Here is a 23,501-nt window from a genome sequence, read left to right as displayed (position 1 = left end):
GGCCGAGGGGTTAACACTTCCAGAAGCGAACATGATTCGCCTCCCATGGGGGGCCGTGGGGCCGACGATGACCCTACGATCGCCTGGTGGAGTGGGTGGTGCCGTTCGCGGTGGTCGCCGGCCTGCTGGTCGGCCTGGCTGCCGGGTTCCTGCTGCCCAGGATCGTGCGTCGCCCCGCTTCGGGCGCCGACACGTCCGGCACGACCGCCCGGCCCACCTCGGGCCGGTCGTTCTTCGGCAGGGGGAGGCCCACGATCTCCGACGACTACCAGGCCGAGGTGCCCGGCCTCGGCCGCAAGACCATCGACTCGCTGCGCGCCGGGGTCGTGGTACTCGGCCCCGACGACGTGCCGGTGCTCGTCAACCCGGCCGCCCGGGCGATGGGGCTGCTCCGTGCCGGGCCGCAGCCCGGCTCCATCGCCGCCCACCCGTTGATCCGTACCCTCGCCGGGCAGGTCCGACGGACCGGGGTGCGCCGCGAGATCGAGCTGGACCTGCCGCGTGGCCGCGCCAACGCCGGACCGGACCCGCTCGGCGTGCACCTGCGGGCGATGGGGATCGGTGCCGGCTTCATCGCCGTCGAAGCGGCGGACGTGACCGAGTCGCACCGCCTCGCCCGGGTACGCCGGGACTTCGTGGCCAACGTCAGCCACGAGCTGAAGACCCCGATCGGTGCCCTCCAGTTGCTCGCCGAGGCGCTGCTGGACGCCACCGAACCGGCCGGTGCGGCCACCCCCGACCTCTCCGAGGACCTCGTCGCGGCCCGTCGGTTCGCCGAGCGGATCCAACACGAGTCGACCCGCCTTGGCCGGCTGGTCCAGGAGTTGCTGGAGCTGACCCGGCTCCAGGGGGCCGAGCCGCAGCCCGCACCGGAGCCGGTGACCGTCGACTGGGTGCTCGCCGAGGTGCTGGACCGGACCCGGACCAGCGCCACCGCCCGCCGGGCGGACATCCAGGTGGTGACCGAGGACGGGCTGACCGTGTACGGCAGCGACGCCCAGCTCGCCACCGCCGTGGCGAACCTCGTCGAGAACGCGGTCAACTACTCGGCCGAGGACACCGTGGTCCGGGTGGTCGCCCGCAGCGACGGCGACGACGTCCACATCTCCGTCACCGACCAGGGCATCGGGATCGCCCCCACCGACGTGGACCGGGTCTTCGAGCGCTTCTACCGGGCCGACCAGGCCCGCTCGCGTTCCACCGGTGGCACCGGACTCGGGCTGGCCATCGTCAAGCACATCGCGAGCAACCACGGCGGACGGGTGGAGGTGTCGAGCACCCTGGGCGGTGGTTCGACGTTCACCCTCCGGTTGCCCGCCCGTCCCCCGGAGGATCTGACCGCGACACTCTCGTCGGTTGGTATCGAGCCTGGTCCGGCCGAGCTACGGCAGGTCTGAGCAGCAGTGGAAAGGAATCCCCGTTGAGCCGCGTTCTGGTGGTCGAGGACGAGGAGTCGTTCTCCGACGCCCTGTCGTACATGCTTCGCAAGGAGGGCTTCGACGTCTCCGTCGCCGCGACGGGCACCTCCGCCCTCACCGAGTTCGACCGCAGCGGTGCCGACATCGTCCTGCTCGACCTGATGCTGCCGGAGATGTCCGGCACCGAGGTCTGCCGGCAGCTGCGGCAGCGTTCACACGTGCCGATCATCATGGTGACCGCCCGGGACAGTGAGATCGACAAGGTGGTCGGCCTGGAGATCGGGGCCGACGACTACGTGACCAAGCCGTACTCGCCCCGGGAGCTGGTCGCCCGGATCCGGGCGGTGCTGCGTCGGCAGACCACCGAGGTCACCGAGTCCGGTACGCCGACCCTCGCCGCCGGTCCGGTCCGGATGGACATCGAGCGGCACGTGGTGACTGTCGACGGCAATCCCGTCCAGCTCCCGCTCAAGGAGTTCGAGCTGCTGGAGCTGCTGCTGCGCAACGCCGGTCGGGTGCTCACCCGTGGTCAGCTGATCGACCGGGTCTGGGGTGCGGACTACGTCGGCGACACCAAGACCCTCGACGTGCACGTGAAGCGGCTGCGCTCCAAGATCGAGCCGGAGCCCTCCGCCCCGCGCTACATCGTCACCGTCCGGGGTCTGGGCTACAAGTTCGAGCCCTGAGCCGGTGACGACCCGGCGGGTCGGCTCGGGTCGGATGCGAGCCGTGCCAGCAGAGCGGCATGCCGTTCGATGATCTGGTCAGCGAGGCCGGCGAACCGCCTGGCGTCCCGGCCGGCCGGGTGATCACGCAGCGTCACGGCCATCTCGGAATGGTAGCAATTCTACTATCAAGATCATAAAGGATCGGTAGGCCCTGCTGGGTCCGGCCGGGGTGGGGTGCGGCACGATGCTCCGGTGGGCTTATCGATCATGACTTCCCGGCCGATCGGGGTGGGGCCGGCGGAGGCCGCGCCCGTCCGTCGGGCGACGCGTCCGACGACGTCCGCCTGAACCGGGCGAGGAACGTGCGAGCCCAGACCGGCCTCCTGCTGGCCCACACCGTCGTCGTGCAGGCGGTCACCTTCATGCTCCGGCCGGCGTCGGCGTACCAGGCGCTCGCTCTGGACGTCCCCGGAACCTGGTTGGGGCTGCTCGGGGCCAGTTTCGCCGTGGCACCCCTGGCCCTGGCGGTCCCCGCCGGACACGCCGTCGACAGGTACGGCGAACGTCGGGTGGTGTTGGCCGGGTCGGTGCTGCTGGCCACCGCCGGTCTCGGATTCCTGCTGTTCGCCGGCTCCATCGGCGGCCTGGTGCTGGCCAGCATGGTGCTCGGCACCGGCCACCTCTGCGCTGTCGTGGCCCAGCAGGCGCTGGTCGCGAACCGGACGCCGGCCCACCGGTACGACTCCGCCTTCGGCTACTACACCTTCGCCGCCTCGATCGGGCAGGCCCTCGGGCCGGGACTGATCGTCGCCTTCGGCGGTGACCAGCCGATCCCGGACACCCGGGCGATCTTCGTCGGGGCCACAGTGGTCGCCCTGCCCCTGCTGGTCACCTCCGCGTTGCTGCGCCCCTCCGGGCACCACCACCGTACGGATGGGGAACGCCCCGTCGGCGGGGTGCGGGACCTCCTGCGCCAGCCCGGGCTGCGCCGCGCTCTCCTGGTCAGCTGCGTCGTGCTGGCCGCCGTCGACGTCACCCTGGTCTACCTGCCCGCACTCGGGATGGAGCGGGGCATCGCGGCGGGTTCGATCGGGGTCCTGCTGGCGCTGCGGGCGGTCGCCTCGATGGTCTCCCGACTGCTGCTCGGCCGACTGGTGGCCGCGTTCGGTCGGCGTACCCTCCTGGTCGGCACTGTGGCCCTCTCCGCCGTCGGCCTGGGGCTGCTGCTACCCCCGCTGCCGTCGTGGGCGATGGCGGTGGTGGTGGTCGTCGCCGGACTCGGGCTCGGCGCGGGCCAACCCCTGACCATGTCGTTCCTGGCCGAGGCCGCTCCACCCGGCTCGCGGGGGCGGGCGATGTCATTGCGGCTGACCGGGAACCGTCTCGGTCAGGTGCTCATTCCCAGTGTCGCCGGTCTGCTCGCGGCCGGTGCGGGGGCGGCGGGTGTGCTCGCGTTCATGGCCGCCGGCCTGGCCGGGGTGGCGATGGCGGCGACAGGTCTGCCACTGCCCCGCCGAGACACGCCTGCCGTCGTCCCCACGGCGACCGGCGGCCCGCCGACGAGCGGCTGAACCACGGCGGCCGGCGGCCCGCCGACGAGCGGCTGAGCCACGGCGACCGGCCGCCCACCGGGGACGGGCGGCTGAACCACGGGACGTGGGTCCGGGACGGGCGGTCGAGGCGGGGTGGTCAGCCCTGGCCGGCCGGGTGCGGGGCGAGCTGGCCCTGCCGGACCCGGGCCGTGCAGAGTTCGACCAACTTCGCGTACGCGGGCGCCCCGATCAGCGCTGTCAGCTCCGGACCGTAGGAGACGTACATCGGGTCGGCGCCGACGTGGGCGTCGGTCGAGGAGGTGCACCACCAGTCCAGGTCGTGTCCACCCGCCCCCCACCCGCGTCGGTCGAACTCGGTGAGCGTGGAGACCAGCACCTTGCTGTTGTCCGGGCGCTTGGTCCACTCCTGGTCCCGGCGGACCGGCAACTGCCAGCAGACGTCCGGCTTGTACTCCAGGGGGTGCACCCCGTCGCGCAGCGCCTGGGCGTGCAGGGCGCACCCGCCCCCGGCGGGGAAGTCGGCGTCGTTGAGGAACACGCAGGGCGCGTCGGTGTCCCGGGTGGCGGTCCGGCGGGCCGGGTTCTTGCCGTCGATGGTGTCGGTCTCGGTCCAGTTCTTGAAGCCCCGCCGGAAGTGCTGCCAGGTCTGGGGGGTCAACCGTTTGACGGCCGTCCGGACCCGCTTCTCGTCGTCGGCGTCGGTGAAGAAGGCCCCGTGCGAACAGCAGCCGTCGGCGGAGCGGCCGGCGACGATGCCGTGGCAGCCCCTGCCGAACACGCACGTCCACCGGGACAGCAGCCAGGTCAGGTCGGCCCGGACCAGGTGCTGGTCGTCGGCGGGGTCGACGAACTCGATCCACTCGCGAGGGAAGTCCAGCCCCACCTCACGGCTGCGCGGATCATCCGGGTCGTCCACCAGTACGCGCAGTTCAAGCGGGCTCGTCGTCACCCGGACCAGCGTACGCGCGGTCCCGTCCCCCGGCCGGTGAGCCGGCGAAACGTGTTGGCCCTAGGGTCTTCAGCATGCGACTGGGTGTCCTCGACGTCGGTTCCAACACTGTGCACCTGTTGGTGGTGGACGCCCACCACGGGGCGCACCCCTGGCCCGCCCACTCCGAGAAGGTGGTGCTCCGCCTCGCCGAACAGATCGGCCCGGACGGCGCGCTCACCGCGTTCGGGGCCGACCAGCTGGTCAAGGCGGTCGAAGGGGCGCGTGCCGCAGCCGTGGGGATGGGTGCCGACGACCTGATCGCCTTCGCCACCTCGGCGGTCCGGGACGCCACGAACGCCGCCGAGGTCCTGGCCCGGGTCCGGGACACCACCGGGGTACGCCTGGAGGTGCTCTCCGGCGCGGACGAGGCCCGGATGACATTCCTCGCGGTACGGCGCTGGTTCGGCTGGTCGGCCGGGCGACTGCTGGTCCTGGACATCGGGGGCGGCTCACTGGAGATCGCCGCCGGGATCGACGAGGACCCGGACGTCGCCGAGTCGCTGCCGCTGGGGGCCGGTCGGCTCACCCGGGAGCGGCTGGGGTCCGCCCCCGGCGATCCGGTCGCGCCGTCGGCCGAGACGGTGGAGGAGCTGCGGGAGTACGTCGACGGTCTGCTGGACCCGGTGGTGGCCCGACTGGGCGAGGTGCGCTGGGATCGACCGGTGGCCACCTCCAAGACGTTCCGCACCCTGGCCCGGCTGGCCGGGGCGGCCCCCTCCGGGGCCGGGCTGTGGGCCCGGCGGAGGCTGACCCGTACGGGGCTGCGGCAGGTGATGGGTTTCGTGAGGCACATCCCTGCGGCCAAGTTGCCGGAGCTGGAGGGGGTCAGCGTCGCCCGGGCGCACCAGTTGTTGGCCGGTGCGGTGGTGGCCGAGGCGGTGATGCGTCGCCTGGGCGTGGACGCGGTGGACATCTGCCCGTGGGCGCTCCGGGAGGGTGTGATCCTGCGGCGGCTGGATCACCTGGCCCCGATGTGACGTAGAGTGACCGGATGATTCCCGTTTGGGATTGCTCGTCACGATGTCGCAACGGTCCCGGGTTACCCTCGACGGTGTGACTTCCCGCGTCCCGGTTCTCCTGTCCACCTCCTCGGTCTTCCCTGAACGGACGGCGGCTGCCTTCCAGATGGCTGCCGCCCTCGGCTACGACGGGGTCGAGGTGATGGTCTGGACCGACGCCGTCAGCCAGGACGCCGGAGCCCTGCGCGGGCTCGCCGAGCACTACGGCGTCCCGGTCCTCTCGGTGCACGCGCCCTGTCTGCTGGTCACCCAGCGGGTCTGGAGCTCCGACCCGTGGGTTCGGCTCCGCCGGGCCGCCGAGCTGGCCGAGACCCTGGAGGCGCCCACGGTGGTGGTGCACCCTCCGTTCACCTGGCAGCGCGACTACGCCCGGACCTTCGCCGACGGGTTGGACACGATCGCCGACCAGTTCTCCGGGCTGCGCTTCGCCGTGGAGAACATGTACCCGGTCCGGATGGCCGGCCGCCAGTTCGTGCCCTACCTGCCGGGGTGGGATCCGACCGAGACCGGGTACGCCTCGTACACCCTGGACCTGTCGCACACCGCCGCCGCGCACACCGACGCGTTGCAGCTGGCCGACCGGATGGGGTCGGGCCTGGCCCACGTGCACCTGGGCGACGGCACCGGGGAGGGCCGCGACGAGCACCTGGTGCCCGGCCGGGGCAACCAGCCCTGCGCCGAACTGCTCCGCTCGCTCGCCGGTCGGGGGTTCACCGGCTCGGTCGCGGTCGAGGTGACCACCAGGGGGGCGAAGAGCCGCGAGCTGCGCGAGGCCGACCTCCGCGAGGCGTTGGAGTTCGCCCGTACCCACCTGACCGCCGCCTCCCCGGTCGAGGCCTGAGGCCCCCGGCGTCCCCTAGGCGTTGTCGGCGGCGGCCCCGACCGTCACCTGTTCGCCGATCGCTGCCCGCTTGCGGGCACGGTGGGCGGCGACGTGGGACCGGGTGGCGCACCGCTCCGAACAGAACCGTCGGCAACAGTTGGACGAGGTGTCCAGGTAGACGTTGCCGCACCGGTCGTCAGCGCAGACCCCGAACCGGGCGCTGCCGTACTCGCAGAGCCAGACCGACAGCCCCCAGACGGCACCGGCGAGATACTCGGCGCTCACCGAGGCACCCCGGCCGGTGACGTGCATGTGCCAGTCGCTGGAGTCGTGTCCGGAGATCCGGGGCTGCACCGGGTACGCCGCCAGCAGGGCGTTCAGCTCGGCGACCGCTTCGGCGTCCCGCCCGGAGGCGCCGTACCCGAAGACCTCGCGCAGTCGCCGTTGCGTGCGTCGGAGCACTGTGAGGTCCCGTTCCGTCACCTCGTCGCGCATCCAGGCGTTCTCGTCGGGGAAGAGGACCCGTGCGGCGTCGAGATCCTCCAACCGGGCGTTGACCAGGTCGACGCCGGTCCGGGCGTACGCGTCGAAGTTCACGTCGTCAACCGTAGACGACTCACGTAACATGCTGCCCCTCGATGTGTGGGCAGGGGTGGGCCGCCGTCCGGCGGGCGGACTTGGCGAGGGTTACGCTCGGCTCATGCTCCGTTCCGTGATCCTCGCCGCGTCTCGGTCGTCCCGGGTCGAGCGGTTCGTCGCGACGGCCCCGTACACCAGTGACGTCGTCCGCCGGTTCGTCGTGGGCGGGGGCACCGACGACGCGCTGCGCGCGACCAGCGCACTCGTCGCCGACGGTTTCGCGGTCACCCTCGACCACCTCGGCGAGGACGTGGTCACGGCCGAGCAGGCGCACGCCGCCCGGGACGAGTACCGCCGGCTGTTGGCCGGTCTCTCCGACGCCGGCCTCACCCCGCCCGCCGAGGTGAGCGTCAAACTCTCCGCGCTCGGGCAGAAGATCGACGAACGACTGGCGTACGAGAACGCACTGGCTGTCTGTCAGGCCGCCGACGCGGCGGGCACCACGGTCACCCTCGACATGGAGGACCACACCACCACCGACTCGACCCTCGACGTCCTGGCCGAGCTTCGCCGTGACCATCCGTCCACCGGGGTGGCCCTCCAGGCGTACCTGCGGCGTACCGAGTCGGACTGCCGGGAGATGGCGCGGGCCGGTGCCCGGGTCCGGTTGTGCAAGGGTGCCTACCGGGAGCCCGAGTCGGTGGCGCACCAGTCGTCCCGGGACGTCGACAGGTCCTACGTCCGGTGCATGAACGTGCTGATGGCCGGGGACGGCTACCCGATGCTGGCGACCCACGACCCACGTCTGATCGCCATCGGGGAGGACCGGGCCCGCTGGTTCGACAGGGGACCGGACCGGTTCGAGTTCCAGATGCTGTACGGCATCCGTCCGCAGGAGCAGGAGCGGCTGGTCGCCGAGGGGTACACGATGCGTACCTACGTGCCCTACGGCGACGACTGGTACGGCTACCTGATGCGTCGGCTCGCCGAGCGTCCCGCCAACCTGATCTTCTTCGGCCGGGCCCTCGCCTCCCGGGGGTGACCCACCCGCCCCCGTCGAACCGGACCTGCCACACTGGGCACGCTCCCAGTGTGCGAAGCCTCGGTCCGGGCCTGTCGAGCGCGGTCCGAGGTCTCGCCCGTCCTGCGGTGTCGTCGCCCGACCTGGCCGACGGATCGCCTTACGACGATTCGGACATTCGTCGGGTCGGATCCCTTCAGGGCGGAAAAGCCCTGGTCACGCTCGGGTGAACAGCCCCCGGAGGCGTGATCAGTTGCAGGAAGGGATCGCGCCGGTCACAGCCGTCCCGCTACGGTACTGGTAACACGCGCGTTGCCCGCCCGGTGGGAGGAACCCGTCGGTGTGGCGCGCGCCGGGCATGGGATTGGTCGGTGGGCCATGGCCGGATCGCAGTCCGACGGGCGACTGTCGGATGTCAGGTTCCTCACCGTCGCCGAGGTGGCGACGGTGATGCGGGTGTCGAAGATGACCGTCTATCGACTCGTGCACAGTGGTGAGTTGGCCGCCGTCCGGGTCGGTCGGTCCTTCCGGGTGCCGGAGCACGCAGTGCACGAGTACCTGCGGGGCGCGTTCCAGGAGACCGCCTGACGGGTCGCCGGAGGGCCGTCGAGTGCGACGTAACGGGCATCGACGGGGGCGCGTTGGTCCTGTTGACGCTCTCCGGCTACCCTGGAGGCCGACCGTGACCGCACACCGGTGCGCCCGATGCCACCAGCCTGGTCCGGTTCGTTGTCCGTAAGCGGCCGCGGACGCCACCCGGTGGCGTCGTCCGGTCCGCCCCGCACGTTGCATCGAAAGGCTGTCGTATGGGCTCGGTGGTCAAGAAGCGCCGCAAGCGCATGGCTAAGAAGAAGCACCGCAAGCTGCTTCGCAAGACCCGCGTCCAGCGTCGCCGTCTCGGCAAGTGACCGCTGCCGGGCTGCGGCCCGGCTCCCGGTGACACTTGCCAACTGTCGACCTCCGGAGGCTCAGGTGATCAGGCCGTTGTCCAGGCTCGATCCCGCCTGCCGGGTCAGGTGCGCGTCATGACCCCCGGTGCCCCCTCGGGCGCGCCGGGGGTCGTCGTCGTGACCGGCGTCGGCCGATACCTCGGTGCCCACGTCGCGGCCCGGCTGGCCGCGGACCCCCGGATCGAGCGGGTGATCGGGATCGACCCCACCCCGCCCGGCACCGAACTCGCCGGTCTCCTCGACGGGGTGGAACAGGTCCAGGTGGGACCCGCCGACCTCGGCCCCCTCCTCGGCGACCTGGGCGTCGACGCTGTCGTCCATCTCGCTCTGGTCTCCGCCCCCGACAAGCAGCACGGCGGTCGGGCGGCGATGAAGGAACAGAACGTCATCGGCACCATGCAGCTGCTCGCCGCCGGTCAGCGGGCACCCCGGCTGCGCAAGCTGGTGATCCGGTCGTCGACCGCCGCGTACGGTGCGTCCTTCCGGGATCCCGCCGTCTTCACCGAGGACACCGAACCGCGCGAGGTCCCGCGCGGTGGTTTCGCCCGCGACATCCTCGACATCGAGGGGTACGTCAGGGGTTTCCGCCGCCGCCGGGCCGACGTCACAGGCACCGTCCTGCGGTTCGCCCCGTTCATCGGGTCGAGGGCTGACACCACCCTCACCCGGTACTTCTCCCAGCCGCTGGTGCCCACCATCTTCGGGCGGGACGCCCGGTTGCAGTTCGTGCACTTCGACGACGCCCTGGAGGTGCTGCACCGGTCGGTGGTGGAGGACCATCCGGGCACGTACAACGTCGCCGGGTCGGGGGTGCTCTCGCTCTCCCAGGCGATCCGACGGGCCGGGCGGATCGCCGTACCGGTCCTGGAACCGGGTCTGTCCGGGGCGGCGGCGTTGGCCCGTAGCCTCGGCTTCGGGCGCTACGGCCTCGACCAGGTCGACCTGTTCGTACACGGCCGGGTCGTCGACACCAGCAGGCTGGAGCGGGAGTACGCCTTCACCCCGCGCACCACCGCGGAGGCCTTCGACGACTTCATCCGCGCCCACCAGGGCGGAGTGGTGCTGACCCGGGACCGGCTGGCCGCCGCCGAACAGTCCGTCCTGGAGGGCATCCGTCAGGTGCGGGCGGCCGTACGGGAGCGATCGTGAACGGAACCGAGGAGCAGGACGGCCGGGGGCGGTTCGACGTACCGCTGCGGGTGGCCGACCCGGACGCGGTCCCCGCGCGGCGCAACGGACACCACGTGGTCGCGCCCGATCCGCCGGGCGACGACGTCGAGACCGGGGCGGCAGCGCCGGACCGGCCGGACGAGGACGTCGAGCCGGTGGGCGCGGTGCCGGACCGCCCGGGTGACCCCTGGGACCGGCGGGTCGCCGCCGGCCTGGCCTTCCTGCGCAAGCGGCTCTCCGGTGACTACGAGGTCGACGAGTTCGGGTTCGACCCCGAGCTGACCGGGACGGTCCTGCACCCGATCCTGCGTCGGCTCTACCGGGACTGGTTCCGCACCGAGGTCACCGGCATGGAGAACGTCCCGGTCGACGGGGCGGGGCTGGTGGTGGGCAACCACTCCGGGACCGTCGCGCTCGACGCCCTGGTGCTCTCCGCCGTCCTGCACGACCGGCACCCGGCCAGCCGGTACCTGCGGTTGCTCGGCGCGGACCTGGTCTTCCGGATCCCCGTCGTCTCCGAACTGGCCCGCAAGTCCGGCGGTACGGTCGCCTGCAACGCGGACGCCGAGCGCCTCCTCGGCACCGGTGAACTGGTCGGTGTCTTCCCGGAGGGGTTCAAGGGAATCGGCAAGCTGTACGCCGACCGTTACAGGCTGCAACGGTTCGGGCGGGGCGGCTTCGTCTCGGCGGCGCTGCGGACGGGCACCCCGATCGTGCCGGTGGCCATCGTCGGGGCCGAGGAGACCTATCCGATGCTGGCCGACATCAAGCCGCTGGCCCGGCTGCTGAAGCTGCCTTACTTCCCGGTGACGCCGACCTTCCCGTGGCTCGGGCCGCTGGGCATGGTGCCGCTGCCGAGCAAGTGGCTGATCGAGTTCTGTCCGCCGATCCCCACCGCGCACCTGACCGACGCGGCGGACGACCCCCTTGTCGTGTTCAACCTCGCCGACCAGGTCCGGGAGACCATCCAGCAGACGGTGCACCAGCTGCTGGAGCGACGCCCCGACCCGTTCGGCCCCTGAGACGTCCCGTCAGTCGGGTCGGGTCCGGCGGTGCAGGGCCAGCCCGGCGGCGACCACTGCGACGGCGGCGGTGGAGGGGACGGCGATCCGGGCGGCCCGGCGGCCGGTCCGGAAGTCCCGTACCTCCCAACCGCGCCGACGGGCCTGCCGCAGCAGGACCCCGTCCGGGTTGACGGCGACGGCTCGCCCGACAGTCGAGAGCATCGGCAGGTCGTTCGCCGAGTCGCTGTAGGCGGTGCAGGAGGCGAGGTCGAGACCCTCGACGGCGGCGAGGTGCCCCACCGCCTCGGCCTTGACCGGGCCGTGCATCGGTTCCCCGACCAACCGTCCGGTGTACGCCCCGGCGGTGACCTCGGCGACGGTCCCGATCGCCCCGGTGAGGCCGAGCCGGGCCGCGATCACCCTTCCGATCTCCACCGGGGCGGCGCTGACCAGCCAGACCCGCTGCCCGGCGGCGAGGTGCGCCTCGGCGAGACGGCGGGTTCCGGGCCAGATCCGGGGGGCCATCAGCTCGTCGAAGATCTCCTCGGTGAGCCGCTCCACGTCACCCACCCGCCAGCCCGCGACGAAGGCGAGGGCGGCCTCCTTCGCCAGTGACATGTCGCCGGGGTGCTCGGTGGCCAGGATCCGGAACCGGAGTTGCCGCCAGGCGAACCGGGCCAGGTCGGAGGTGGTGACGTACCTGCGGGCGGCCAGCCCCCGGGCGAGCCAGTACAGCGAGGCGCCCTGCATGATCGTGTTGTCCACGTCGAAGAAGGCGGCGGCGCTCGGGTCGGGGACGGGTGGCCTGCCGACCCCGCTGCGGGCCCAGCCCGTGGTGTGGCCGTGGCTGTCTGTGCTGACGGTCACCGCACGGTCTCGACCCACGTGCCCCTCCGCTCACCGACCTCGTCGTCCGCCGTTACGGGCCTTGCCGGGGCAGGGCCCTGCCATCGGTCGAGCCTATCCGGCCTCGCCTGTGGATGGCGGACGACGACGGACCGTCGGTGAGCGGGGGAGGGAACGGTCGGCCGGTCACCGGAGGCCCGGCGACCGGCGGCCGATCAGCGGGGGCTGGTGCAGGCGACCGGCGGCCGATCAGCGGGGGCTGGTGCAGGCGGCCGGGATCGGGCCGAGGCCGTCGAAGCCGACCACCTTCGGCTCTGCGCAGTCGAGGGCCGTCCGCAACGCCGTCGACCGTTCGCCGACAGCGTCCAGCAGGCCGAGCGAGCTGCGGGTCCGGTCCCGCTGACTGCGCGGTGCCGCGTCGAGGAGTCCGTCGACCGCCTGCCGCTGGCTGTCCAGGAACGCGTCGACCAGGTCGAGCCCGGCCGGGTCGGAGCGCTGCGCGACGGCGTTGAGGAGGGTGCGTACGCCCTGGCGGGTGCCGTTGTCCATGTCGTCGAGTACGGCGTCGTACCGGACGTGGTTGCCGCGCAGCGTCGCGGCCTCGTCGACCCGGGTCCGGGCGAAGTCGAGGAAGAGCTGGCCCCGGTTCAGGTCCGATCCGGCGAGCGCGAGCTGGGCCCGCTCGGTGGAGCGCTTCATGCCGTACAGGGCGTCGCCGGGCAGCGCGTTCTCGCTGGCGGCAGAGATGCCGGAGACGGCGATCGCACCGACGGCGATGCCGGAGAAGATCGCCAGTCGGGCTCGGGCCCGTCGGGCGGTCACCGCGGGCAGCCGTGGGGTCCGCACGGCGGCGGCGATCGGCGGGCGGACGACGTCCGCGTCGGTGGGTGCGATGACCTCGGCTCCGATGCCCTCCCGCTCGGCGGTGGCGATCAGCCTGGCTCGCAGGCTGGTGCGGAAGTCCGCGTCCACCTTCGGGACGGGCCGGTCGACGGTGAGCCGCCGACCGACTGCCACCAGGGTGACGAGTTCGTCGTCCCGCCGGGACCTGACCCGGTGCCGACGGCAGCCGTTGGCTTCTTCGAGAAGCTGTGCGAAGCGCTCAGCGCGTCGACGCAGGAAGAGGTTGTGGTCCACCGCAGGCACCCCCTCTCGCTGTCACGGCTGCTCGGCCGTGGTCGTCGCCGGCGACCGGAGACAGCTGGCACCGGCGCACGAAGGTCGTGGCCGACGGCGCTGTCCGGACCATGGGGCCCGCTGATGCTGGGGCAACCACCGGTCGCACCCGGAAGAACGGTCAGTGCCGGGCTGCGGTTACGGGATCCGGCGTGGCGAAATCGCTGCGTGTCGCGGAGTTCGTGCGGGACGACCGACCGGTCGGGCGGACAGCCGACCGGCCGGCCCCGGTCAGGACGGGGCCGGCGGACTGTCGACGACGGTTCGCTACGGCTGGAATCCGTCGGGCAGGAGTCGGGCCAGGGCCCGGACCGCCCGGTACTGCAACGCCTTGATCGCGCCCTCGTTCTTCCCCATCGCCCTGGCGGTCTCGGCGACCGAGAAGCCCTGGAGGAAGCGCAGGACGATGCACTCCTGCTGCTCCGGGTTGAGCTGCTTGACCGCGCTGAGCAGGGCGACGTTGGTGATGTGCTCGACCACCGCGGCCTCCGGGCTGCCCTCCGGCCCCCGGTCCTCGCGGTCGGCGTCCAGGACGTCCCCGGTGGTCACCTCCAACCGGTACCGGCCGGACTTGAAGTGGTCGGCGACCAGGTTGCGGGCGATGGTGACCAGCCAGGCACCGAGGTCGCGCCCCTGCCAGGTGAAGCTGCCGATCCGTTTGAGGGCGCGCAGGAACGTGTCGGAGGTGAGGTCCTCGGCGAGTTGCCGGTTACCGACCCGGAAGTAGACGAATCGGAAGACCGTCTCGACGTACCTGTCGTAGATCAGGCCGAAGGCCTCCACCTCACCGGCCTGGGCGCGCTCGACCAGACGCCAGACCTCGGTGGCCGGGTCGGACGGGTCGGGGCGGCTGGGGTAGCCGGTCGGTGCGCCCCCGCCGGTGCCGCCGGCGGGGGCGGCCGGCACGGCGGGGATGACTGCGGTCTCGGCGTTCGTCGCCTCGGCGGAGGCGGGCGGGTCGGCGCTGCGTCGACCCTGCACCGGCATCGTCGGTCGGACCGGAACCGTCACCCGACCCCCCGAAGGTTTGGCGTTGCCCCCGGGAGCCGGGGGCCTGGGTGTCGTCTCGTTGTGGTGCGGTCGGCTCCGTAACCGCCGGGCGGCCTCGTCGCCTTGGGTGGGGGGTCCCCACGTGTCGTCCACCGGTCCGCGTGCGGAGGGCGACCGTTCGTTGACTGTCGGTCGTACCCCGGGGGTGCTCAGGCCGACGGGCTGCTCCACCCATCCCGAAGCGGTCATCGGGTCACCCCCGTCGGGTAGGCGACGGGCCGTCCCGGGACGGCGTCGACGAGGTGGTCGGACCGGCCTGCACCGGGTCCCGCCGCACAGGCGCGACGAGTCCCCGTGAGGTGCTGGTCCAATGCGCTTACGGGCACGGGGGCCTCCTCGGGCTGAGGGGTGTCAACTCACAGCAAATGGGGTGAGTCGACCCGAGTCATGATAAGGCAGACGTCACCCGTGCGTGGTAAGTCAGTTACACAGAGCGGAAGTATTTCCGTCGCCGTCGGGACCTCACCGGACCGGTTGTCCGTCGGGGGCGATTGACTTTCCGCCCGGGCCCAGGGTCCGAAACTGTTGCCCGTTTACCGGGCTCGTCTCGCGCTCGGCCGGGCCGGACGGCGTCGACTGTGCCAGACTCGGCCGGACGACCGCACGTCTAGGAGGTACCGATGTCCACCGACGCCCGGCTCGCCCTGGTCACCCGTCCCGGCTGCCACCTCTGCGAGGACGCCAAGGCGGCCCTCGACCGGGTGGTGGCCGTCACCGGCGACCGGTGGATCGAGAAGGACGTCACCGGGGACGTCGAGTTGGAACGAGAGTACGGCGAGCGACTGCCGGTGGTGCTCCTCGACGGCAAGGAACACGGCTACTGGCGGGTGGAGGAAGAGCGGCTGCTGCGCGATCTGACCACCCCCCAGTTGTAGGGCGTCCACCGCCGCCCGGTGCGGCGGTGCGATCCGCGCACTCCCCAGCGACAGGGGTCGTCGCCTATCGTGCTGCGATGACCCCTGTTCGCGACCACCTGGTGTGGGACTGGAACGGCACGCTGCTCAACGACCTGAGTCTGATCATCGCCGCCACGAACGCCGCGTTCGCCAGCGTGGGTGGCCCGGTGGTGACGGCCGAGGAACACCGGGTCCGGTTCCGTCGCCCTGTCGTCGACTACTACGCCGAGGTGCTGGGCAGGGCTGTCGACGAGGAGGCGTTCGGGCGTCTCGACCGGATCTTCCACGACGCGTACCGGGCTGGTCTGACCACCTGTGAGCTGGCCGAGGACGCCGTCACCGCGATGGGCGACTGGTCGGGGAGCCAGTCGTTGTTGTCGATGTGGTTCCACGACGAGCTGGTGCCGGCGGTCCGGACGTACGGCCTCGACGGGCGGTTCGTCCGGGTCGACGGGTGGCGGGCGGCGGTCGGTGGCGACCGGAAGGCCGCCTCGCTGATCCGGCACCTGGCCCACCTCGACGTGGACCCCGGCCGGGTGGTGCTGATCGGCGACTCACTCGACGACGCCGAGGCGGCCGAGGCGGTCGGTGCCCGGGCGGTGCTCTACACCGGTGGCTTCACCGACGCGGAGCGCCTGCGGGCCTCGGGGCATCCGGTGGCCACCACGCTCACCGGGGCGGTCCACCTGGCCGCGACCCTGCCCTGAGCTGCGCCGTCCGCCGGTCCGGGGAGGTAGTCCGATCTTGGTGATTGGCGTGGGAAGTCTGGATTGCGCAATAATCGGGGAGCGGCACCGCGCGGCCGGTGGATCGATCTTGTGGAATGGAGGCTCGGTGGCACCGCTGCGCCGATCAGCAAGATCGCGATTTGTGCACGTCTTCACAAGCGCCTACTCTGTAATTCCGACGCGCCCTGCTAGCTCAGCCGGCAACCTCGGTCGCCAGCGGGAGTCCCGGAACGGCCGGCGACGGGAGCTGGCAGAGAATCGCACCGCACGGAGTCTCATGAGTCAGCATCGTCACCCTGGCACGCCCAGCCGTGCTGGTGTCGTACCGGCGCTTCCGGATCTGCCCGAAGCGACAGTCGCGCGGCTCCCCGAATACCTACGTGCCCTGCACGCCGTCGCCGAAACCGGTCACGAGACGATTTCCAGCGAAGGGCTCTCCGCCGCGGCCGGGGTCAACTCGGCCAAGCTCCGCAAGGACCTCTCCCAGCTCGGCTCGTACGGCACCCGTGGGGTGGGGTACGACGTCGCGCTGCTGATCGACCAGATCGAGTATGTGCTCGGGCTCACCCAACGTCGGGCCGTCGCCCTGGTCGGGGTGGGTAATCTCGGTCACGCCCTGGCCGGGTACGACGGCTTCGCCACCCGGGGCTTCCGGATCGCCGCGCTCTTCGACGCCGACCCCGAACGGGTGGGCGAGGAGATCAGCGGGCTGATCGTCAAGCACATCGACGAGCTGCCCCGGGTCGCCGAGGAGGAGTCCCTCGCCATCGGGGTGATCGCCACCCCGGCCGCCTCCGCCCAGCGGGTCGCCGACGAGCTGGTCGCCGTCGGCGTCACGAGCATCCTCAACTTCGCTCCGTGCGTACTCTCGGTGCCGGACGGGGTCGATGTGCGGAAGGTCGACCTCGCCATCGAGCTGCAGATTCTGTCGTTCCACGAGCACCGCAAGGCATCGTTGACCACACTGCCCGCCACCACCGGCGGGTCCACCCTCACCGCGCTGCCCGGCGGGCTCGCGGCCCCCGACACCCAGGAGGCGATCGGCACGTGAAGCTGCTCGTCGTCGGTGCGTCGTACCGCACCGCTCCGGTCGCCGTCCTGGAGCAGTTGGCGGTCGCGCCCGCCGAGACCACCCGCACCCTGGACCAGCTGGTCGCCCAGCCGTACGTGACGGAGGCGGTGCTCGTCTCCACCTGCAACCGGGTGGAGGTGTACGCCACGGTCTCCGGATTCCACGGCGGTCTCGGCGACATCTGCGCGGTCCTCGCCGAGCGGGCCGGCTGCCCACCGGCGGCGCTCGCCAACCACCTCTACGTGCACTTCGACGCCGCTGCGGTGGAGCACGTCTTCCGGGTCGCGGCCGGACTGGACTCCCTGGTCGTGGGGGAGGCGCAGATCCTCGGCCAGCTCCGGGACGCGTACCACTGGGCCAGTGGCGCCGACTCCACCGGGCGGCTGCTGCACGAGCTGATGCAGCAGGCGTTGCGGGTGGGCAAGCGGGCGCACGCCGAGACCGGCATCGACCGGGCGGGCCAGAGCGTGGTCACCGCCGCCCTGGACCTCGCCGCGGGCCACCTCGACGAGGGCCTCACCGGCCGACCGGCCCTGGTGGTCGGTGCCGGGGCGATGGGGGCGCTCAGCGTGGCCACCCTCGCCCGGCTCGGGGCGGGGCCGCTCGCGGTGACCAACCGGGGTGCGGACCGGGCCGCCCGGCTCGCCGAGTCGTACGGCGCGGAGGCGGTGCCGATGACCGAACTCGCCGCGGCGTTGTCCACGGTGGACATCGTAGTGGCCGCCACGGCGGCCACCGAACCGGTCCTCACCCGGGACGTCGTGGCCCGTACCCTCGCCGACCGGGACCCGGCCCGGGGGCCGTTGGTCCTGCTCGACCTGGCAGTGCCCCGCGACGTCGAACGAGGGGTCGCCGAGCTGCCCGGCGTCGAGGTGATCGACATCGACCGGATGGCCGACGTGCTCGCCGACGGCCCGGCGGCGGCCGACGCCGCTGCCGTCGGACAGATCGTCACCGCCGAGGTCGAGGGCTTCCTGACCTGGCTGCGAGGTGCCGACGTGGCACCCACGGTGGCCGCCCTGCGGGGACGCGCGGACGACGTGGTCGGCGTCGAGCTGCGTCGACTGGCCCAACGTCGTCCTGATCTCACCGACGGGCAACGAGCCGAGGTGGCGCGTACCGTGCACCGCGTGGTGCAGCGGTTGCTGCACCAGCCCACCGTGCGGGTCCGGCAGTTGGCCGCAGAACCGGGCGGCGACCAGTACGCCGCACTGCTGCGGGAGCTGTTCGACCTCCAGGTGCCGCAGGCCACCACCGTGGGGGCGGTTCCCGACGTGGTGGACGCCGATACCGACCCGTACGTCGGCACCGGCTCCGCCCCGACGGATCCGGTCCCGCCCGGTACCGAGTCCGACCCGCACCTCGGAGGTGAACGATGACCGCACCCCTGCGTCTGGGAACCCGGGGCAGCTCATTGGCGATGGCCCAGTCGGGGCAGATCGCCGAGGCGCTCACCGCCGCCACCGGTCGGCAGGTCGAGCTGGTCGAGGTGGTCACCGCCGGAGACAGGTCGACGGCCCCGGTGCACCGGCTCGGCGTCGGCGTCTTCGTCTCCGCCCTTCGTGACGCGCTCACCGCCGGCACCATCGACTTCGCGGTGCACTCCTACAAGGACCTGCCCACCGCGGAGGCCCCCGGCCTGCACATCGCTGCGGTACCGCCCCGCGAGGACCCGCGCGACGCGCTCGTCGCCTCGGGTGGGCGGACCCTCACCGAACTTCCCTCCGGCGCCGCCGTGGGGACGGGCGCTCTGCGCCGCATCGCCCAGCTGCACGCTCTCGGGATGCAGCTGACGGTGACCCCGATCCGGGGCAACGTGGACACGCGCCTGGCGCGCGTCCTCGGCCCCGGAGCCGATCTCGACGCGGTGGTCCTGGCTCGGGCCGGGCTGGCCCGGCTGGGCCGGACCGACGAGATCACCGAGACGCTCGACCCGATGCTGATGCTGCCCGCCCCCGCCCAGGGTGCGCTGGCGGTGGAGTGCCGGATCGACGACTCGGACCTGGTCGAGCTGCTCTCCGTACTCGACCACGCACCGTCCCGGGCCGCGGTCACCGCGGAACGGGCGCTGCTGGCCACCCTGGAGGCCGGGTGCTCCGCTCCGGTCGCCGCCTACGCCATCGTCGCCGAAGGCGAGCCGACCGGCTCGGATGCCGACAGCGACGTCGTTCACGAGATCTACCTGCGCGGGGCGGTGATCAGCCCGGACGGCGCCCGAGACATCCGGCTGTCCCGCACCGGTACGCCCGCCGACGCGGCGGAGATCGGCAAGGCACTCGCCGCCGAACTCCTCGACCTCGGCGCCGACTCGATCCTCGGCCAGGACGGACATGCCGCCGCCCCGGGGACACAGCACATTGGGAGCACAGAATGACCCGCACCCGTAAGCCCGTAGGCCGTATCGCGTTCGTCGGGGCCGGACCCGGCGACCCGGGCCTGCTGACCCGCCGGGCGCACGACGCTCTGGTCGACGCCGACCAGGTGGTGTACGACCGTGGGGTCCCCGAGGCGCTGCTCGACGCCGTGCGTACCCAGGCTCGGGCCGACACCGAGTTCAGCCCGGCCGAGGGTGTGCCGGGGGACGTGGCGAAGGTGCTGATCTCGGCTGCCCGTTCCGGCCTGAACGCCGTGCACCTGGTCGCCGGTGACCCGTTCGGCCACGACTCGGTGGTCAAGGAGGTGCAGGCGGTGGCGCGTACCGCCGCGCACTTCGAGGTGGTGCCGGGGGTGTCCCAGGCCGAGGGGGTGGCCACCTACGCGGGCGTACCACTGCCCGGGGTGCGGACCGCCGCCGACGTGGAGGACGTCGCCAACCTGGACTTCGAGGCGCTGGCCGCCGCCGTGACCCGGGGGTCCCTGGCGCTCGCCGTCGACGCCGGTGACCTGGCCGCGATCCGGGACGGCCTGCTCGCCGCCGGGATGGACGGCGCGACCGAGGTCGGGGTGACCGGCGACGGCACCGGGGAGACCCAGTACACCACCACCTCGACCGTCGACTCGTTCGTCGCGGCGGCGCTCGGCTTCACCGGCCGGGTGGTGCTCACCATCGGGTCCGGTGTCGGCCAGCGGGACAAGCTCAGCTGGTGGGAGAACCGGCCGCTGTACGGCTGGAAGGTGCTGGTCCCCCGGACCAAGGAGCAGGCCGGGGTGATGAGCGCCCGGCTGCGCGCGTACGGGGCGATCCCGTGTGAGGTGCCCACCATCGCGGTGGAGCCGCCCCGGACCCCGGCCCAGATGGAGCGGGCCGTCAAGGGGCTCGTCGACGGCCGGTACGCCTGGGTGATCTTCACGTCGGTGAACGCGGTCCGGGCGGTCTGGGAGAAGTTCGGCGAGCACGGCCTGGACGCCCGGCACTTCGGCGGGGTCAAGATCGCCTGCATCGGGGACGCCACCGCCGACGCGGTACGCGCCTTCGGCATCCAGCCGGAGCTGATCCCCTCCGGTGAGCAGTCCTCCGAGGGGCTGCTCGCCGAGTTCTCGCCGCACGACGAGGTCCTCGACCCGGTGGGCCGGGTCCTGCTGCCGCGCGCCGACATCGCCACCGAGACCCTCGCCGCCGGCCTCACCGAGCGGGGCTGGGAGGTCGACGACGTGACCGCCTACCGGACGGTCCGGGCCGCCCCGCCGCCGGCCGAGATCCGGGACGCGATCAAGTCGGGCGGGTTCGACGCGGTCCTCTTCACCTCCTCCTCGACGGTCCGCAATCTGGTGGGTATCGCCGGGAAGCCGCACGCGCGTACCGTGGTTGCTGTCATCGGGCCCAAGACGGCGGAGACCGCGACGGAGTTCGGCCTGCGGGTCGACGTCCAGCCGCCGCACGCCTCGGTCCCCGACCTGGTGGAGGCGCTCGCCGGCTACGCCGTGGAGCTTCGGGAGAAGCTCGCCGCGATGCCGGCCAAGCAGCGTCGTGGCTCGAAGGTGCAGGGCCCCACCGCGCTGCGGTTCCGGTAGTCGTACCGAGGAGGCGTCATGCCGTACCCCGAGATCCGGCCCCGCCGGCTGCGTCGTGACGCGGCCGTGCGGCGGCTGGTCTCCGAGACCCGGGTCGCCCCGGCCGAGCTGGTGCTGCCGATGTTCGTCAAGGAGGGGCTGACCGAGCCCCGCCCGATCGGGTCGCTGCCGGGGGTGCTGCAACACTCCCGGGACTCGCTGCGCAAGGCGGCGGTCGAGGCGGTCCAGGCCGGGGTCGGCGGGATCATGCTCTTCGGGGTGCCGGCCGAGCGGGACGCCACCGGGTCCGGCGGGATCGACCCGGCGGGCATCCTCAACGTCGCCATCTCCGACGTGGTCGGCGAGGTCGGGGACGCCACTGTGGTGATGAGCGACCTCTGCCTGGACGAGTTCACCTCGCACGGGCACTGCGGCCTGCTCACCCCGGACGGGGACGTCGACAACGACGCCACCCTGGCCGCCTACGCGCAGATGGCGGTGGCCCAGGCCGCCGCCGGGGTCGGGGTGGTCGGGCCGTCCGGGATGATGGACGGCCAGGTCGGGGTGGTACGCCGGGCGCTCGACGCGGCCGGACACACCGACGTGGCGGTCCTCGCCTACGCCGCCAAGTACGCCTCGGCGTACTACGGCCCGTTCCGCGACGCGGTGGAGTCGGCGTTGCAGGGCGACCGGCGCACCTACCAGCAGGATCCGGCGAACCTGCGGGAGTCCCTGCGCGAGGTGGCGTTGGACGTCGCCGAGGGCGCCGACATCGTGATGGTCAAGCCCGCCCTTCCCTACCTCGACGTGGTGTCGGCGGTCCGGGCCGCCGTCGACGTCCCCGTCGCCGCGTACCAGGTCTCCGGTGAGTACGCGACAGTCGAGGCCGCCGCCGCCAACGGCTGGATCGACAGGGAACGGGTGATCCTGGAGTCGCTCACCTCGATCCGGCGGGCCGGGGCGGGGATCATCCTCACCTACTGGGCCGTCGAGGCCGCCCGCCTGCTCCGCGAGAGCTACTGACCCGGGCGGGTACGGGTCAGCACGAACAGGTACGGGTGCTCCGCGCCGCGTACGTCCATCGCCCCGAGCACCCTGTCGTCGTCGACCCGGCGGAACACGTCGTGGATCGGGTGGGCGTCGTAGCACATGGTGGCGGTGACCACGCCCCGGTATTCCGTCATCCGGAGCCGAGCGGCGGGTCGGGGGGTGGCCAGCAGCGGCCGGGCCAGCCGGAACAGGCTGGCCGCAGCGGGGAGCCGGGTCAACGCCGGGCGACGGAGCAGCGTCCCCACCGGGATCAGCCCCGGGGCGATGCTGGTGAGCCGACCGCCCGGGGTGGTGAAGACCAGCGGGTGGACCTGCTCGGGGCTGTCGAACCGCTTGCCCCACCACCCGAGCTGCTCCAACAGTCCGTCGAGCGGGTGGCCGGTGGGCAGACCGGTGCCACGCCACCAGCCCCGCATCTCCTCGACCGTCACCGCAGGCAGCGTGTCGTAGTAGGCCAACGCCGTGTCCAGGTCCGCCCGCCGACGTAGGTCGTCGAGCCGGTCCGGGCCGTCGTGTCGGATGGTCATCGCCGGTCAGCCCTGGGCGTCGAGGCGGTGCACCAGCTCCGCCACCTCGGCACCGTACTCGCACCAGTGCCGGTCGGGGCGGTAACCCAGGTCGGCGTTGACCGCCAGCATCGCCTCGTTGGACTGGGCGTTCCAGGTCTGGACCTGGGTCAGCCCCGGCTGCGCCGAGCGGAGTTCGAGAAGCATCCGCGCCTTGATCGCCCTGTCGATGCCGTGCCCCCGGTGGTGCTGCAACACGATGGTGTCGTACTGGTCGGCCCGGGTCGGGTGCTGGGCCGGCACCACCACCTCGGTCAGTCCGGCGACCTCACCGGTCGGCTCGTGCAGGGCCGACACGATGTACGGCTGCATCCCCCGCCGGTGCAGGCAGTCCAGGCTGTCCCGGAGCCGTTGCGGGTCGTACGAGCTGGGGCGCAGCTCGCCGTCGTCGAGGTCCCGTATCTCGGCCTTGGTCCGGGCGTACGCCTCGATCAGGTCGTCCGGCGGTCCACCCGGGTGGAACTGGAGCCGGTAGCCGTCGCCGATGCCGGCGACCGTCGTGGCCAGCGCCGACCAGTCCACCCCGGCGAGGTCGAGGACGCTGCGGGTCTCGACGTAGTCCCGGGTGAACCCGAGCGACTCGTAGAAGGCCACCGCCGGGGTGCCCCCGACCACCTCGACCCCCATCGACTGGAAGCCCTCCTGGTAGACCCGGCGGGCCGCCAACCGGACCAGCCGTCGACCGAGGCCACCACGGCGCTGGGTGGGGTCGACGAGGACCTCCAGCACGCCGATGTCGCCCAGGAGCAGCACCTGCACGTGCCCGAGGATCGCCCCCGGCTGCCCCTCGTCGGGGGTCTCGGCCTGGGCGACCCAGGAGATCCGCCGTTCGCCCGGCATCACCTCGGAGAGGTACTCCCGCATCGAGGTGCCCTGCCAGGGCGGATCCTGCGGCAGGTCGGCCGCCAGAATCGCGTTCAGCATCTCCAGCAGAGACGCGATCTCGGCGGACGACGCGGTCCTGGGATCCCACTCGCGCACCATCACGGGT

Annotated in this window: 24 protein-coding genes; 17 read left to right on the top strand and 7 right to left on the bottom strand. The window is 72.3% G+C overall.

Annotated features, from left to right (window positions below; all coding sequences use genetic code 11):
- Positions 1-98: 98 nt before the first annotated feature.
- From ABT336_RS01860 to ABT336_RS01850, 3 genes are all read left to right on the top strand, one after another.
- Complete coding sequence (locus tag ABT336_RS01860) at positions 99-1,397, top strand: sensor histidine kinase (protein WP_502891082.1); 1,299 nt, start codon at positions 99-101, stop codon at positions 1,395-1,397.
- 23 nt (positions 1,398-1,420) lie between these two features.
- Positions 1,421-2,104 carry a response regulator gene (locus ABT336_RS01855; RefSeq protein ID WP_350894568.1) on the top strand — a complete coding sequence of 228 codons (684 nt, stop codon included), beginning with the start codon at positions 1,421-1,423 and terminating at the stop codon, positions 2,102-2,104.
- 344 nt (positions 2,105-2,448) lie between these two features.
- Complete coding sequence (locus ABT336_RS01850; protein ID WP_350894567.1) at positions 2,449-3,657, top strand: MFS transporter; 1,209 nt, start codon at positions 2,449-2,451, stop codon at positions 3,655-3,657.
- A 118-nt stretch (positions 3,658-3,775) separates the two neighbouring features.
- Here ABT336_RS01850 and ABT336_RS01845 read toward each other — a convergent pair whose 3' ends face one another.
- Complete coding sequence (locus tag ABT336_RS01845; protein ID WP_350894566.1) at positions 3,776-4,588, bottom strand: DUF3109 family protein; 813 nt, start codon at positions 4,586-4,588, stop codon at positions 3,776-3,778.
- 74 nt (positions 4,589-4,662) lie between these two features.
- On the opposite strand from ABT336_RS01845, the gene ABT336_RS01840 reads away from it, so the two are divergent.
- On the top strand, positions 4,663-5,607 hold the full coding sequence (locus ABT336_RS01840; protein WP_350894565.1) for a Ppx/GppA phosphatase family protein: 945 nt from the start codon (positions 4,663-4,665) through the stop codon (positions 5,605-5,607).
- 76 nt (positions 5,608-5,683) lie between these two features.
- Positions 5,684-6,490 carry a sugar phosphate isomerase/epimerase family protein gene (locus ABT336_RS01835; protein ID WP_350894564.1) on the top strand — a complete coding sequence of 269 codons (807 nt, stop codon included), beginning with the start codon at positions 5,684-5,686 and terminating at the stop codon, positions 6,488-6,490.
- A gap of 15 nt (positions 6,491-6,505) precedes the next feature.
- Here ABT336_RS01835 and ABT336_RS01830 read toward each other — a convergent pair whose 3' ends face one another.
- A complete protein-coding gene (locus tag ABT336_RS01830; RefSeq protein WP_502891076.1) occupies positions 6,506-7,099 on the bottom strand; it encodes a CGNR zinc finger domain-containing protein in 594 nt (197 codons plus the stop codon).
- Positions 7,100-7,172: 73 nt separating this feature from the next.
- Between ABT336_RS01830 and ABT336_RS01825 the strand changes: the two genes are divergently transcribed.
- From ABT336_RS01825 to ABT336_RS01805, 5 genes are all read left to right on the top strand, one after another.
- Complete coding sequence (locus tag ABT336_RS01825; RefSeq protein WP_350894562.1) at positions 7,173-8,093, top strand: proline dehydrogenase family protein; 921 nt, start codon at positions 7,173-7,175, stop codon at positions 8,091-8,093.
- 357 nt (positions 8,094-8,450) lie between these two features.
- A complete protein-coding gene (locus ABT336_RS01820; protein ID WP_067367634.1) occupies positions 8,451-8,660 on the top strand; it encodes a helix-turn-helix domain-containing protein in 210 nt (69 codons plus the stop codon).
- Positions 8,661-8,878: 218 nt separating this feature from the next.
- Complete coding sequence (locus ABT336_RS01815; RefSeq protein WP_007465623.1) at positions 8,879-8,980, top strand: 30S ribosomal protein bS22; 102 nt, start codon at positions 8,879-8,881, stop codon at positions 8,978-8,980.
- 117 nt (positions 8,981-9,097) lie between these two features.
- On the top strand, positions 9,098-10,171 hold the full coding sequence (locus tag ABT336_RS01810) for an NAD-dependent epimerase/dehydratase family protein (protein ID WP_350894561.1): 1,074 nt from the start codon (positions 9,098-9,100) through the stop codon (positions 10,169-10,171).
- A 176-nt stretch (positions 10,172-10,347) separates the two neighbouring features.
- Positions 10,348-11,214 carry a lysophospholipid acyltransferase family protein gene (locus ABT336_RS01805; protein ID WP_350894647.1) on the top strand — a complete coding sequence of 289 codons (867 nt, stop codon included), beginning with the start codon at positions 10,348-10,350 and terminating at the stop codon, positions 11,212-11,214.
- Between the two features lie 9 nt (positions 11,215-11,223).
- Here the strand turns inward: ABT336_RS01805 and ABT336_RS01800 are convergent, their stop codons facing one another.
- From ABT336_RS01800 to ABT336_RS01790, 3 genes are all read right to left on the bottom strand, one after another.
- A complete protein-coding gene (locus tag ABT336_RS01800; protein ID WP_350894560.1) occupies positions 11,224-12,081 on the bottom strand; it encodes an HAD family hydrolase in 858 nt (285 codons plus the stop codon).
- Between the two features lie 210 nt (positions 12,082-12,291).
- Positions 12,292-13,179: a DUF5667 domain-containing protein gene (locus ABT336_RS01795; RefSeq protein ID WP_350894559.1), complete on the bottom strand. Its 888-nt coding sequence runs from the start codon at positions 13,177-13,179 to the stop codon at positions 12,292-12,294.
- Positions 13,180-13,485: 306 nt separating this feature from the next.
- Positions 13,486-14,457: an ECF subfamily RNA polymerase sigma factor, BldN family gene (locus ABT336_RS01790; RefSeq protein WP_350894558.1), complete on the bottom strand. Its 972-nt coding sequence runs from the start codon at positions 14,455-14,457 to the stop codon at positions 13,486-13,488.
- Between the two features lie 431 nt (positions 14,458-14,888).
- On the opposite strand from ABT336_RS01790, the gene ABT336_RS01785 reads away from it, so the two are divergent.
- The 7 genes from ABT336_RS01785 to hemB all read left to right on the top strand — a co-directional run bounded on the left by ABT336_RS01785 (position 14,889) and on the right by hemB (position 21,917).
- Entirely contained in the window at positions 14,889-15,143 is a 255-nt protein-coding gene (locus tag ABT336_RS01785) for a glutaredoxin family protein (protein WP_350894557.1), read from the top strand.
- A gap of 77 nt (positions 15,144-15,220) precedes the next feature.
- Positions 15,221-15,871, top strand: a complete 651-nt coding sequence (locus ABT336_RS01780) for an HAD family hydrolase (RefSeq protein WP_350894556.1) — start codon at positions 15,221-15,223, stop codon at positions 15,869-15,871.
- A 298-nt stretch (positions 15,872-16,169) separates the two neighbouring features.
- Positions 16,170-16,943, top strand: coding sequence for a redox-sensing transcriptional repressor Rex (locus tag ABT336_RS01775; RefSeq protein ID WP_350894555.1), 774 nt, complete (start codon positions 16,170-16,172; stop codon positions 16,941-16,943).
- Positions 16,940-18,343, top strand: coding sequence for a glutamyl-tRNA reductase (locus ABT336_RS01770; RefSeq protein ID WP_350894554.1), 1,404 nt, complete (start codon positions 16,940-16,942; stop codon positions 18,341-18,343). The genes ABT336_RS01775 and ABT336_RS01770 overlap by 4 nt, the downstream gene beginning before the upstream one ends.
- A complete protein-coding gene (hemC, locus tag ABT336_RS01765) occupies positions 18,340-19,338 on the top strand; it encodes a hydroxymethylbilane synthase (protein WP_350894553.1) in 999 nt (332 codons plus the stop codon). Before ABT336_RS01770 ends, hemC begins: the two co-directional genes overlap by 4 nt.
- Complete coding sequence (locus tag ABT336_RS01760; RefSeq protein WP_350894552.1) at positions 19,335-20,915, top strand: bifunctional uroporphyrinogen-III C-methyltransferase/uroporphyrinogen-III synthase; 1,581 nt, start codon at positions 19,335-19,337, stop codon at positions 20,913-20,915. Before hemC ends, ABT336_RS01760 begins: the two co-directional genes overlap by 4 nt.
- Before the next feature lie 18 nt (positions 20,916-20,933).
- A complete protein-coding gene (gene hemB / locus ABT336_RS01755; protein WP_350894551.1) occupies positions 20,934-21,917 on the top strand; it encodes a porphobilinogen synthase in 984 nt (327 codons plus the stop codon).
- On the opposite strand, the gene ABT336_RS01750 is transcribed toward hemB, so the two are convergent.
- The gene (locus ABT336_RS01750; RefSeq protein ID WP_350894550.1) at positions 21,911-22,471 is read right to left on the bottom strand and encodes a DUF4334 domain-containing protein; all 561 of its coding nucleotides are present in this window, start codon (positions 22,469-22,471) and stop codon (positions 21,911-21,913) included. The two genes, hemB and ABT336_RS01750, sit on opposite strands and share 7 nt — an antisense overlap.
- Before the next feature lie 6 nt (positions 22,472-22,477).
- Positions 22,478-23,494, bottom strand: a complete 1,017-nt coding sequence (locus ABT336_RS01745; protein WP_350894646.1) for a GNAT family N-acetyltransferase — start codon at positions 23,492-23,494, stop codon at positions 22,478-22,480.
- Positions 23,495-23,501 lie beyond the last annotated feature (7 nt).

This window comes from Micromonospora sp. NPDC000207, assembly GCF_040300925.1.
Lineage (GTDB): Bacteria > Actinomycetota > Actinomycetes > Mycobacteriales > Micromonosporaceae > Micromonospora.
Note: the sequence above shows the minus strand (reverse complement) of the source record. Positions and strands in the feature narration are given on the sequence as shown.

Coding starts and splice junctions, on each gene's coding strand:
- ABT336_RS01790 (WP_350894558.1), bottom strand. CDS start 14,457: ATGACCGCTTCGGGATGGGTGGAGCAGCCCGTCGGCCTGAGCACCCCC.
- ABT336_RS01745 (WP_350894646.1), bottom strand. CDS start 23,494: ATGGTGCGCGAGTGGGATCCCAGGACCGCGTCGTCCGCCGAGATCGCG.
- ABT336_RS01760 (WP_350894552.1), top strand. CDS start 19,335: ATGACCCGCACCCGTAAGCCCGTAGGCCGTATCGCGTTCGTCGGGGCC.
- hemB (WP_350894551.1), top strand. CDS start 20,934: ATGCCGTACCCCGAGATCCGGCCCCGCCGGCTGCGTCGTGACGCGGCC.
- ABT336_RS01810 (WP_350894561.1), top strand. CDS start 9,098: ATGACCCCCGGTGCCCCCTCGGGCGCGCCGGGGGTCGTCGTCGTGACC.
- ABT336_RS01840 (WP_350894565.1), top strand. CDS start 4,663: ATGCGACTGGGTGTCCTCGACGTCGGTTCCAACACTGTGCACCTGTTG.
- ABT336_RS01775 (WP_350894555.1), top strand. CDS start 16,170: ATGAGTCAGCATCGTCACCCTGGCACGCCCAGCCGTGCTGGTGTCGTA.
- ABT336_RS01820 (WP_067367634.1), top strand. CDS start 8,451: ATGGCCGGATCGCAGTCCGACGGGCGACTGTCGGATGTCAGGTTCCTC.
- hemC (WP_350894553.1), top strand. CDS start 18,340: ATGACCGCACCCCTGCGTCTGGGAACCCGGGGCAGCTCATTGGCGATG.
- ABT336_RS01780 (WP_350894556.1), top strand. CDS start 15,221: ATGACCCCTGTTCGCGACCACCTGGTGTGGGACTGGAACGGCACGCTG.
- ABT336_RS01830 (WP_502891076.1), bottom strand. CDS start 7,099: ATGTTACGTGAGTCGTCTACGGTTGACGACGTGAACTTCGACGCGTAC.
- ABT336_RS01785 (WP_350894557.1), top strand. CDS start 14,889: ATGTCCACCGACGCCCGGCTCGCCCTGGTCACCCGTCCCGGCTGCCAC.
- ABT336_RS01825 (WP_350894562.1), top strand. CDS start 7,173: ATGCTCCGTTCCGTGATCCTCGCCGCGTCTCGGTCGTCCCGGGTCGAG.
- ABT336_RS01815 (WP_007465623.1), top strand. CDS start 8,879: ATGGGCTCGGTGGTCAAGAAGCGCCGCAAGCGCATGGCTAAGAAGAAG.
- ABT336_RS01750 (WP_350894550.1), bottom strand. CDS start 22,471: ATGACCATCCGACACGACGGCCCGGACCGGCTCGACGACCTACGTCGG.